An 11,467-nucleotide genomic window follows, 5' to 3' on the forward strand; every position below is an offset into this window, starting at 1 on the left:
CCAGCGACGCCGCTTGTTTAACGAAGCGGAAGAGTGGCATAGGTACATTCACTCTCTCCGCTTCGCTTCCACCTTCAGAGCGACGCTATCCGCTCGCCCTCACCGGATTCAACAGAGCAGTCGGATATAAAGTTCTAAATCGGGTACCCGCCAACTGCGATACATGGTCCGAGGGGGGGTAGCGACCGTGCTGGTCGTCGACGACGACGAGGCGGTCGCCGACGTGTACGCGAGTCAGCTGAGCGAGTTCTACGACGTGTTGACCGCCTACGACGGCGAGTCGGCGCTCGAACTGGTGACCGACGAGGTGGACGTGGTGTTGCTCGACCGCCGGATGCACGGGCTCTCGGGGCGGGAGGTCCTCGAACGCATCCGCGGGCGTGACATCGACTGCGGGGTGGTGATGGTGACTGCCGTCGACCCCGGCTTCGACATCGTCGACATGGGGTTCGACGACTACCTGCTCAAGCCCGTCGAGGGGCCGGAACTGCAGTCGGTCGTCGCCGAGACGGTCAACCGGCTCGACAAGCGCGCCGTCGTCCGGGAGTACCACGCTCTCTCGGCGAAGGTCGCCACCCTCCGCGTCGAGAAGAACCCGGCCGAACTCGAGGACAGCGAGGAGTACCAGCGACTGCTGGACCGCCTCGACGACCTGAAGGGCCGGATCGAGGACGGCCCCGACCCCGGTCCCGAGGACTGACTCCGCCGGGGCCGCCTGGCTGACCCGGGGCGGTCCGTCAAGACGATCCGACGGCACGCACGTTCCGTTCGGCCGACCCGGGAGTCGATTCGTTTCGGAGAGCCGAACGGAGCGTCGGCGTTTCCTCCACACTTTAGTAGGGGCCACAAGTAGCCGCCGACATGGGACGCGACTACAGAGACCTCCACGACCCGAACGCGGAGTACACGATGCGGGAGCTGTCCGCGGAGACGATGGACACCACCGCCCGACGCGGCGGCGGCCGTGACGTGGAGATCACGGACGTACAGACGACGATGGTCGACGGGAACTTCCCGTGGACGCTGGTGCGGGTCTACACCGACGCGGGGCTCGTCGGCACCGGCGAGGCCTACTGGGGCGCGGGCATCCCCGAACTGATCGAGCGGATGACGCCGTTCCTCATCGGCGAAAACCCGCTGGACATCGACCGCCTCTACGAACACCTCATCCAGAAGATGTCCGGCGAGGGATCCGTCGAGGGCGTCACCGTCTCTGCCATCTCCGGTATCGAGGTCGCGCTGCACGACCTGGCCGGCAAGATCATCGAGGTGCCCGCCTACCAGCTGCTCGGCGGCAAGTACCGCGACGAGATGCGGGTCTACTGCGACTGCCACACCGAGGAGGAGGCCGACCCCGACGCCTGCGCCGACGAGGCCGAGCGCGTCGTCGAGGAACTCGGCTACGACGCCCTGAAGTTCGACCTCGACGTGCCCTCGGGCCACGAGAAGGACCGCGCCAACCGCCACCTCCGGCCCGGCGAGATCCGACACAAGGCCGAGATCGTCGAGAAGGTGACCGAGCGCGTCAAGGACCGCGCGGACGTGGCCTTCGACTGCCACTGGACGTTCTCGGGCAACTCCGCCGAGCGCCTGGCCGAGTCCATCGACGACTACGACGTGTGGTGGCTCGAGGACCCCGTCCCGCCGGAGAACCTCGAAGTCCAGGAGAAGGTGACCGACTCGACGACCACCCCCATCACGGTCGGGGAGAACCGCTACCGCGTCACCGAGCACCGCCGGCTCATCGAGGAGCAGGCCGTCGACATCGTCGCGCCGGACATGCCGAAGATCGGCGGCATGCGCGAGACGCGGAAGATCGCCGACGTGGCCAACCAGTACTACGTCCCCGTGGCGATGCACAACGTCTCCTCGCCCGTCGGGACGGTCGCCAGCGCCCACGTCGGCGCCTCGGTGCCGAACTCCCTGGCCGTCGAGTACCACTCCTACGAACTCGACTGGTGGGAGGACCTCGTCGAGGAGGACGGCCTCATCGAGGACGGCTACATGAAGGTGCCCGAGGACGAGGGCCTCGGCCTGACCCTCGATCTGGACACCGTCGAGGAGCACATGGTCGAAGGGGAGACCCTCTTCGACGAAGCGCCCTGACCCTCTTCGAGCGCGAAATCTCCGATTTTCCGCGCTTTCGACCGGTATTCACTCGTCGGACCGGTACCCGTCGAGCACCCAGTCGTACTCGGCGGTGAACTCGTCCGGGTCGCAGTAGAACGCCTCGCGGACCGCCTCGATCCCCCGAGTAGCTTCGAGCCCGGTCAGGATCGCCGTGCCGACGCGATACGGCAGCCGCTGCCCTCCGAACAGGTGGGTGAACAGGCGGTCGGGCGGGACGGCGGACTCCCCGAGCGACGCGCGCAGCGAGTCGTAGGTCGCCACGAGGTCGGGCAGCCGGTCGTCGTCGGAGAGCACGGCGTAGTCCTCGGCGACGGGGTCGTCGCGCTCGCCCTGGTCGCCGTCCGCGCCGTCGTCCGCGCGACGCAGCGGGATCGGCGTGTACGTCGCGAACGCTTCCGTGTGAACCACGGTGTCGAAGACGGTCCGCTGGCCGGCCGGGTCCTCGAACGCGTCGGGGCCGAGTGCGCGCCGCGAGCGGTGGACCCGCTCGTGGAGGACGTGCGAACACTCGTGAGCCGCGGTGTACAGCACCTCACGCGGCGCGTCGCGGAACAGCGGTGCGTGCAGGTTCAGGTAGGCGCCCCGCTCCCCGCCGACCCCCGTCCCGTAGTCGTAGCCGACCCCGAGAAACACCGTCACGTCCGCGTGGTCCTCGTCCGGGGCGACCCGTTCCAGGGCGGCCTCGATCCGGTCGATCCAGGCCGCCTCGTTCGAGCGGACCCGTTCCAGCAGGCGGCGGACCCGGTCGCGGTGCTCCGGCAGGTCCCCCACCCCGGAGAACGCGGTGTCCTCGCCGGAGAGTCCCCGCTCCACGTCTTCGCGCGCGATGTCCCGGCCGAGCAGGTCCGCGTGTTCGCGGACGACATCGTAGGCCGGGTGTTCCCAGACCCGCTCCAGCGAGCCCTCCACGTCGAGGCAGGCGAGAAACCGCTCGGCCGCTGTCGCGTCGATCCGCACGACCCGTGGGTCGGCGACCGGCGGCAAGTGTCTTGCGGCGGGGTTCGCTCGGCCGGTCAGCCGAGGAAGTACCGCACGAGCGCGTCGTGTCCCGGTGCGACCTCGTCGGGGACCCTGTCGAACCAGTCGAGGTTGGGGTTCGAGGCGATGGGACCGGCGCCGGGACCGCCGGGCGGTCCACTGGGGCCGCCCGCGGGTGGCCCCTCTCCCTCCGGGGCCGCTTCGCCGTCCGGTGTCTCCTCGCCGTCGGGGCCGACGCCCGGCGGGGGACCGCCGGGGCCCATGCCGCCCGGGCCGCCCATCGCGGGGATCAGTGAGGCGGCGAACGCGACCGTGTAGCCGACGACGCTCTCGTCGCGGCCTTCGGCGCGTGTCTCCGTGCGGATGACCAGCTCGGGCTGTTCGATCTGGACGGGGAAACTGAGCGCGTCCTCGCTCCAGCGGTCGGCGGCGACCGCCCAGTCCTCGTCGGCGCCGACCGGGCCGTTCGGGAGCGTCCACCCGTCGACCCACTCGGAGTCGACAAGCAGCAGCCGCTCCCGGTCGTCGGTGACCGCGACGACGACGAGGCCGCTCTGGTTCTCCGCGCCCTCGACGGCCTGCTCGAACTCCTCGCCGTCGACGACCTGCTCCTGCTCCCGGAAGTCGACCCCGGGCTCGTCCCGGAGCGACTCCGGGTCCCTGACGTTGACCATGCCACTACTCGGGCGGCTCCGGTTGTAAAGACTGGCGCCATCCCGTCACATCTCGACGACCTCGAAGTCGTACCCCACCCGTTCGCGGACGGTCGCGAGCCCCGCGACCGCCCGCCGGAACTCGCCGGCGTCGGCGAACGACAGCCTCCGGGGCGGGTCCGTCGAGCCGTCGAGGCGGTCGACCGTCCACGCGAACGCCCGCAACAGCCCGCGGAGCACCCGGCTGGGCTCGCGGTCGACGCGTTCGCCGACGGGTCCCCAGTCGACGACGAGCTCGCGGCGGTCGCGGTCGACGGCGACGCGGCGCACGTGCTCCAGCGAGACGCCCGACCCGGCCTCGAGGCGGAGCGCCCGGTGGGTCAGTTCCCCGCCGCCGGACCACGTCGCGACCGGCCCCGTCGGGACGGCGGCGCAGGGCAGGTCGGCGAGGCGCTCGCACGCCCGGTCGGGGAGCGCGGGCACCCCCGTCGCGTCGAGTTCGAACCGCGAGTGGTGCGGGACCGACCGGTAGACCGGATGTCCATCGCGGCGGACCTCGACCCGCTGCACGTCCCAGCGACGCCAGCGCGCTTCACCGAGCGACCCGTCAGCCTCGGGGTCCGCGACCGTCAGGGCGCGCACCAGCGCGTCGGCGTCGTCCGGGAGCGGCGCCCGCCACGTCGGTCCGCCGAACGCGGGGTCGGTTCCGCCGTCGGCCCCGTCGTCCACGCGGTCGAGTTCCCCGTCGAGTATCCGCTGGGTGTGGGGGCTCCGGTCGCTGACATCGTCGGTCGCCATCGTCAGGACCCCCTCGTCGCCGAACTCACAGGCGACGGCGACCAGGCGCGTGTCGGCCGCGACCTCGTCAGCGAGGTCGCCCGTGGAGACGATCTCGTGGGTCGGTTCCCAGTCGGTCCCCTCCCCCGTCCGCTCGCCGGTCGTCATCGCCGGGGCGTACCGGCGGCGGACCGATACGTCTTCGGGCGGTGTGTGGCCGCGTCCCGCGCTCGCCGGACGGGCCTGCCACCGAAACGTTCTCCTCGGGGGCGCTCGCGCTCCCTGGCATGCGAACCATCGACGAAGTCCACGTCGTGCCGCTGGGGTACGAGCACGACCGGGTCCTCCGGCCGCTCCGCAAGCACGACGCGGACGTGGTCTACCTGCTGGCCGCCGACGGCGAACACACCCCGCTGACGCCCTACCAGGAGGCGCTCGTCGAGGAACTGGAAGACGACGGTCGAACGGTCCGTTTCCGGGAGACGGCCCTCTCGGATCTGTACGACGTGCTCGCGGTGGTCACGACAGTCGCCGCCGACCACGAGCAGGATGTGGTGCGCGTCAACGTCTCCAGCGGCGGGAAACTCGCCGCCATCGGCAGCGCCATCGCCTGCATGGCCACCGAGGCCACCGCCTACTACGTCCGCGCCGAGGAACACGTCCCCGACCTGGAGGAGCACCCGCGCACCCGCGGGATGCGCGACGACGAGGTCCTGCCATCCTACCCCATCGAGGCCGTCTCCCGCGACCAGGTCGCCATGCTCGCCTTCCTGGAGGAGACCAACACCGACACCTACACCGCCAAGAAGTCCGACCTCATCGACCACGCCGAGGCGGAGTCGCTCTCCTTCATCGCCGACGCCGACCCCGCCAACGACAAGGCGAAGTTCGCCCTGCTGAACGCCAACGTCATCGACCCGCTCGTCGACGACGGCTACATCGAGGTCGAGCGCGTCGGCCGCCAGAAACAGATCCGCCTCACCGAGACCGGCGCGAACGTCCTCCACGCCTTCCGTCACAAGCTCTGACTCGACCGGTCCCGTTCGGTCGCGCCGTATCGACGCTCGATAGAGTAACCGGGGTACAGCGAGTAACGATAGTATAGGTAGTATCGATACAATAGACGGTACCGAGATAGAAACTACAAACCGGTTCCCTCTACCAGTAGGTGCGCGCAGTTCGGTGGGTGCGACGGCCCTCGCGTCGCCCTGTCAGGTCCCCACCCGCTGACGCTTCGGCCCTCCCCACGCCGCCCCCGACTGCGCCGCTGTCGCATCGCCCGCCAACCGATCCACCTGTGCCTCTGACAGGGGACGACCGCCTCCGGTCGCCCCACTCCTGCTTCGAGCTGTTGCCTTCGTTGCTCGTCCCGGTGTTCCGTGTGGTGTCGCTACGTGTTCGACAGCCCGGGAACGCGACCGCTCGGCACGCCACCGCGACCCCACCGCAGACGGCCACGACCCGCCCCAGCCGATTGCGCTTCTCGCAGGCTGCGATGCTCATCCACCGTCGGAGCACGTTCCGACGAGCCTTCGGTCGCAGACTCCCGAAGACAGCGAGGGACCGGCGGTCCCTCGGGCCATTGGGGCGACGCCCGGGTCGCCCGCAGACCTCACGCGGCTACGGTCGCGCGGCTTAGCGCGCGCGTTGGCGCGCGGCGACCGCACCGAAACCTGGTCTGACGGCGATCCCGGGAACGAACACCGGGTGATATTCCCCGTTCGCTCGGTTTCCGACCCCCTCCGTCACCCGGAAACATAAGCCACGGCGCGGTCTGTCTCCGGCATGACCGAGGACCCGGAGGCGGTCTTCGCGGCGAACCGCCGCTACTGGGACCGCTCGACGCCGCGGAAGATGGACCACGGCAGCTACCCGCTGGCAGCGTTCCGGACGGGCGAGTCGACGCTGTTCGACCACGAGCGCGAGGAAGTCGGCGAGGTCACCGGCCGGTCGCTGCTGCACCTCCAGTGCAACAACGGGCTGGAGACGCTCTCGTGGGCGCGGGAGGGCGCCGAACCCGTGGGCATCGACATCTCGGGCGAGAGCCTGCGGGTCGCCCGAGAGCTGGCCGCGGAGGCGGACGTAGACGCCGAATTCGTCCAGTGCAACGTCTACGACGCCGCCGACGTACTCGACCGCCGCTTCGACGTGGTGTACACCTCCCGCGGCGTGCTCGGCTGGCTCCCCGACCTGGACGGCTGGGCCGACGCGGTCGCGCGCTCGCTCGCCGACGGCGGGGTCTTCTACCTCTTCGAGGGCCACCCGCTCGTCCACTCGTTCGACGGGGACCTGGAGATCGAGCGCTCGTACTTCGAGACGGGCCCGCGCGAGCGGACCGAATCGGACTTCGGCGCCGACGAGCGCCACTACCTGACTCACCACCGACTCGGCGACGTGGTCACGGCGCTCGCCTCGGCCGGACTGCGGGTCGAGTTCCTCCGGGAACACCCGTTCGACTACTGGCGGCGGTGGGACCGGATGGTGCGCGACGACGCCGGCCGCTGGCGGCTCCCCGACGACCCGGTCGCGCTCACCTTCTCGCTGCGGGCGCGACCGGCGTAGCCGATGGTGGGTCCCTTTAGCGGACGCCGCCGTCCCGCGGGCGCTACTCCCCGACCGCTTCGGCGTCGGCCCGAAGTTGCTCGATCACCGACGGCCGTCCGCGGACCGACAGCGCGACCGTCTCGGGGCCGTAGTCGACGGACTCGACGACCGCGCGGCCGTACGCCCGCGAGACGAGCGCCATCGATTCGTCGCGGTTGGGGAGGTGCAACTCGGCGCGCTCGGTTGGGAGTCGCGCCGCGACGGCCGCGCGGAGGCGGTCGAGGTTCGTCCCTTCCCGGACGCTGACCGGGACCGGCTCCGGGGCGAGGTCGGCGACCGCCTCGCGGCACCCGGCCAGCGCGTCGCCGTCGAGCAGGTCGACCTTGTTCAGCGCCGTGACGACCGCCGACTCGTCGACGCCTTGCCCGGCCAGCACGTCGAGCGCGACCCCGACCTTCTCGCGCAACTCCTCCGGCGGGTCGCTCGCGTCGGCGACGAGCACGACCGCGTCGGCGGCCGCGGCGTCCGACAGCGTCTCGCTGAACGACTCGACCAGCCAGTGGGGCAGGTCGGCGACGAACCCGACGGTGTCGGTACAGAGGGTCCGCCGCCCGTCGACCGTCGCCCGCCGCGTCGTCGTCTCCAGCGTCTCGAACAGCCGGTCCCGCACCGCTGCGGTCTCCGTCGCCGCGTCGGGGTGGCTGTGGCGCTCGCGCGTCGCGGGGCAGTCGCCCTCGGTCGGTTCCTCGAGCGTCAGGTCGTCCGCGAGCCGGTGCAACAGCGTCGACTTCCCGGCGTTCGTGTAGCCCGCGAGCGTCACCAGGTCGAACCCCTGCTCGCGGCGCTCGGCGCGGTGCTGCTCGGCCGGGTGCGGCAGGTCCGAGAGCTTCCGTTCGAGGTCGGCGATCCGGTTTTTCACCCCGTCGAGTGGCGTCCCCTTCTCGACGCGCCTGTTCATCCCCTGCACGTCCGAGCGTGCCTTCAGCCGGGGGAGGTCGTACCGCAGCCGGGCGAGTTCCGTCTGCAGTTGCGCCCGCCGCGTGCCCGCCCGGTCGGCGAAGACGGCGAGCACGAGCCGGTAGCGGTCGAAGACGGTCGTCCCGTCGGGGAGCGCCTCCCCGATGGCGGCCGTCTGCCGGGGTGTCAGCTCCCCGTCGACGGCGACCAGATCCGCGTCCGTCTCCGCGACGCGGGCGGAGAGCTCGGCGACCTTCCCGCGCCCGAAGTGCGTCCCCGGGTCCTCCGCGCGGGCCTGCGTCACCGCACCACGGACCTCGTAGCCCGCGGCCTCGGTCAGCGCCCGTATCTCGTCCGTGTCGACCGGTCGTTCGTCGGCTCGTGCCGCGACGATCGCTGCCGTTCCTGTCCGTCGTCTCATGTGTATCGATGTCTCTGTGGTGTCAGTCTGCACGCGATACCGCCGCCCGCCCGCCGGATCCACGTCGGATGGTCGCCGAGCTGTCGGACCGTCGACGATCGCCGGTCACGGAGCCGCTGCGGCGTCACGCTACCGGCGCGTGACCGCAGCGGTACCGACAGCCACGAGCGCGTCGCGACCCGCGGATGTGGGTCCACGGACAGCACCCGCGCTCGAAGCCGGTCAACAGAAGTGTCTGATCTCCATCGCCGTACCCGTCCGGTCGGCCGCGGCCATCATGAGCGTTGCCGTGGTGTGGGAGTCGCCCGCACGGCGCTCAGAAGTCGCCGAGCGTGGCCTGGTTCCGCTTCAGCGACTGCGCGGGGATCCCGAGTTCCGACGTGACGCTCGTCGCGAACTCGTCGGCGAAGCCGTGCTGGGTGTACACCTGCTCGGGGTCGACGGCGGCGACGACCTCGAGCAGTTCGTCGTAGTCGGGGTGGTCGGTGAGGACGAATCCCTCGTCGAAGCCGCGACGGTAGACGAACGAGTCGTCGACGGCCCACCCGGAGAACCCGGCCGTCACAGCCCCGGTCGACGCCACCAGCGACTCCACCCAGGGACTGCGCGGCGACCCCGAGCAGACGAGCGCGTCGCCCGCCCGGAGGTCCACGTCGGCGTCGTACCGCTCGCCCGGGAAGGTCACGTCGCGGTAGCGTTCGATCACGTCGCTCACGTCGGCGACGGCGTCGGTGACGAACACCCGTTCGCGCGGCGAATCGGCGAGGACCCGCTGGAGCTTCTGGGCCCGCCCCAGCGCGTAGCCGAACAGGAGGACCGGCCGGTCGGTCGTCGCCGCGAGCCACGACTGGATCGCCGCCTCCGACTCCGCGGTCGACGGGAACCGGTACTCCGGCTTCCCGTAGGTCGTCTCCAGGATCAGCACGTCGGCGTCGACGGGGTCGAACCCGTCGAGGTGGAAGCGGTCGCGCGTCGAGCAGTCGCCCGTGTAGAGGTACCGCCGGCCCGTCTCGGGGTCGGTGAGTCGCATCGCTCGCGAACCTGCCACGTGTCCCGCCGGGAACAGCTCGACCGCGGGATGGTCGACGGCGGTCGGGGCGGCGCCGTCACGCCGGGCGTCCAGCAGCGCCGCCGTCAGCTCCGAAGCGACAATCTCCGACCCGCTCGCGTAGTGGTCGCCGTGGGCGTGGCTCACCAGCGTCGCGTCGGCGTCGCCGCTCCCGTCCGCGACGAACCGCTCGCCGCCGGCGAACGTCACTTCGACCCCGCTCCCCAGCCGGACTCGCCGAGTCACGCCCGTCCGTTGGTTCCTCCGCCGAATATACGTGTCGTCGGCCGGTCGGTCGCCCGGCGTCTACGCTGTATGCCATCGTAGACAGCTCCCCTGTGCACCGTCGACGAGACCCGGAATCGACAGGCCCAAATCGCCAGAGTGCGTGCCGATCGTACGGGGTACGTGCCGCCGAGAAACAACCAGGCACGGCTTCGAACCCGACCATGGCAGACGCACACCACGATCCGTCGAGAACCAGCAGGATCGGCACGGAGATCGGACTCGTCCTCGAAGACCAGCGCACCGACGAGCGGCGGCAGGTGATCTACACCGACGCGCGGGTGGTGCTTTTGCGCGACGAATCCGGGGCAACGACGCTCGTTCGCCGCGACGCGTTCGACGCCGAACTCGGGACGCGCTACCGCCCGCGGCCGGACGCCGAGGCGCCGAGCGACGCCGGCCAGTACGAGCGCCTCCGCGAACGGCTCGCCGCCTACGAGCGCGCGGACGGCCGCAAGGCGAGACACAAGGCCGACGCGCTCCGCGAGGCGCTGGACCTGCTCGCCGACCCGAGCGGCCGCGACGCGGACGGTAGCGTCGCTGACGGAGACGGTAGCGGCGACGACTCGGACGACGGCGACTCCGGCGAGAGCGATACCGACACGGACCCGGAGGTTGCCTTCGAAGAGGTGCCCGGGGTCGGTCCGAAGACCGCCGGGAAGCTCCGGACCGCGGGCTACGTCACCGAGAGCGACGTGCGCGGCGCGGCGGACGACGCGCTGCTGGCGGTCGCCGGGATGGGGCCGACGAGCCTGGCGAGCCTCCGCGAGTTCGTCGACTGACGCCGTCCCCGGGCGGGCGCCGCCCTCGGACCCACCGGGAGCACCGCGAGCGCCCGCCTACCACTCCAGCAACACGCTGTCGCCGACGCCGAGGTCGAACGCCTCGTCGCCGCGACCCCTGTTGACGGCGAGTTCGACGTTGCCGTGGCTGCCGACGGTCACGAGACGCTCGCCGGGGTCCCGGACGGCGTAGGCGTCGCGGAACGGGATCAGCTCGTCGTTGACCCGGACTCCCTCGCTGTCCTCGACCGACCCACCGGGGATGTTCGTGATGACGTTGCCGAACCCGTCGACGACGAGTACCTCGCCGCGGGCGCCCTTCGCGACCATGTCCGGTTCCGGGAAGGTGAGGTCGACCCAGTCGTCGGTCCGCATGCACCGGTCGAGCGCGGCCGGCCCGCCCTCGTCGTGTACGTCAGCGGCCGCCGGCGCGAACACGTCGCGGCCGTGGAACGTGTTGCTCGCCGTCTCGCCGTCGTCGTACTCGATCTCCCACACGTCGAAGGCTTCACTGTCGGATCCGTCGGTCTCCGCTCCGTCGCCACCCGCAAGCTCGCGAGCGACCGGGACGGCGACGCCGTTGTCGGGCGCGATTATCTCGTGGTCGCCGGCTTCGACGACGAGCGCGCTCCGGTCCGTCCCGACACCGGGGTCGACGACGACGCAGTGGGTGGCCGGCGGGAAGTACGGGAGCACCTCGCGGAGCCAGAAGGCCGCCGCGCGCACGTCCTGGCGGGGGAAGTCGTGAGCGATGTCCTCGATCCGGGCGTCCGACCGCGAGCAGATCACGCCCCGCATCGCAGCGGGGTACGGGCTCGGGAAGTCCGAGGCGAGCGTTATCATACCCGATGGCACGGCGAAACGCCGGTTAATTCCCCCGGTCTGTCCCGGC

The 11,467-nt window shown here is 70.9% G+C and carries 11 protein-coding genes; 5 read left to right on the forward strand and 6 right to left on the reverse strand.

Features of this window, described 5'->3' with window-relative positions; genetic code table 11:
• Positions 1–163 precede the first annotated feature (163 nt).
• Entirely contained in the window at positions 164–700 is a 537-nt protein-coding gene (locus tag ACMGFG_RS17315; RefSeq protein WP_436931574.1) for a response regulator transcription factor, read from the forward strand.
• A gap of 161 nt (positions 701–861) precedes the next feature.
• Positions 862–2,106: a mandelate racemase/muconate lactonizing enzyme family protein gene (locus ACMGFG_RS17320; RefSeq protein WP_436931575.1), complete on the forward strand. Its 1,245-nt coding sequence runs from the start codon at positions 862–864 to the stop codon at positions 2,104–2,106.
• Between the two features lie 48 nt (positions 2,107–2,154).
• Here the strand turns inward: ACMGFG_RS17320 and ACMGFG_RS17325 are convergent, their stop codons facing one another.
• The 3 genes from ACMGFG_RS17325 to ACMGFG_RS17335 are packed head-to-tail and all read right to left on the reverse strand — an operon-like array spanning position 2,155 to position 4,706.
• A complete protein-coding gene (locus ACMGFG_RS17325) occupies positions 2,155–3,087 on the reverse strand; it encodes a hypothetical protein (protein WP_436931576.1) in 933 nt (310 codons plus the stop codon).
• Between the two features lie 56 nt (positions 3,088–3,143).
• Positions 3,144–3,782, reverse strand: coding sequence for a hypothetical protein (locus ACMGFG_RS17330; protein ID WP_436931577.1), 639 nt, complete (start codon positions 3,780–3,782; stop codon positions 3,144–3,146).
• A 45-nt stretch (positions 3,783–3,827) separates the two neighbouring features.
• A complete protein-coding gene (locus ACMGFG_RS17335; protein WP_436931578.1) occupies positions 3,828–4,706 on the reverse strand; it encodes a hypothetical protein in 879 nt (292 codons plus the stop codon).
• Between the two features lie 119 nt (positions 4,707–4,825).
• Here ACMGFG_RS17335 and ACMGFG_RS17340 point away from each other — a divergent pair, with 119 nt between their 5' ends.
• Together ACMGFG_RS17340 and ACMGFG_RS17345 are read left to right on the forward strand one after the other, a co-directional pair.
• Positions 4,826–5,566, forward strand: a complete 741-nt coding sequence (locus tag ACMGFG_RS17340; RefSeq protein ID WP_436931579.1) for an HFX_2341 family transcriptional regulator domain-containing protein — start codon at positions 4,826–4,828, stop codon at positions 5,564–5,566.
• Positions 5,567–6,323: 757 nt separating this feature from the next.
• Positions 6,324–7,100 (forward strand): class I SAM-dependent methyltransferase, encoded by a 777-nt coding sequence (locus tag ACMGFG_RS17345; protein ID WP_436931580.1) that lies wholly within the window; start codon positions 6,324–6,326, stop codon positions 7,098–7,100.
• Between the two features lie 43 nt (positions 7,101–7,143).
• Here ACMGFG_RS17345 and hflX read toward each other — a convergent pair whose 3' ends face one another.
• Positions 7,144–8,460: a GTPase HflX gene (gene hflX, locus ACMGFG_RS17350; protein WP_436931581.1), complete on the reverse strand. Its 1,317-nt coding sequence runs from the start codon at positions 8,458–8,460 to the stop codon at positions 7,144–7,146.
• A gap of 316 nt (positions 8,461–8,776) precedes the next feature.
• Entirely contained in the window at positions 8,777–9,754 is a 978-nt protein-coding gene (locus ACMGFG_RS17355) for an MBL fold metallo-hydrolase (protein WP_436931582.1), read from the reverse strand.
• A 203-nt stretch (positions 9,755–9,957) separates the two neighbouring features.
• On the opposite strand from ACMGFG_RS17355, the gene ACMGFG_RS17360 reads away from it, so the two are divergent.
• Positions 9,958–10,575: a helix-hairpin-helix domain-containing protein gene (locus ACMGFG_RS17360; protein ID WP_436931583.1), complete on the forward strand. Its 618-nt coding sequence runs from the start codon at positions 9,958–9,960 to the stop codon at positions 10,573–10,575.
• 57 nt (positions 10,576–10,632) lie between these two features.
• Here ACMGFG_RS17360 and ACMGFG_RS17365 read toward each other — a convergent pair whose 3' ends face one another.
• The gene (locus ACMGFG_RS17365; RefSeq protein ID WP_436931584.1) at positions 10,633–11,418 is read right to left on the reverse strand and encodes an SAM hydrolase/SAM-dependent halogenase family protein; all 786 of its coding nucleotides are present in this window, start codon (positions 11,416–11,418) and stop codon (positions 10,633–10,635) included.
• Positions 11,419–11,467: the final 49 nt, after the last annotated feature.

The organism is Halosimplex halobium, assembly GCF_051414055.1.
GTDB lineage: Archaea > Halobacteriota > Halobacteria > Halobacteriales > Haloarculaceae > Halosimplex > Halosimplex halobium.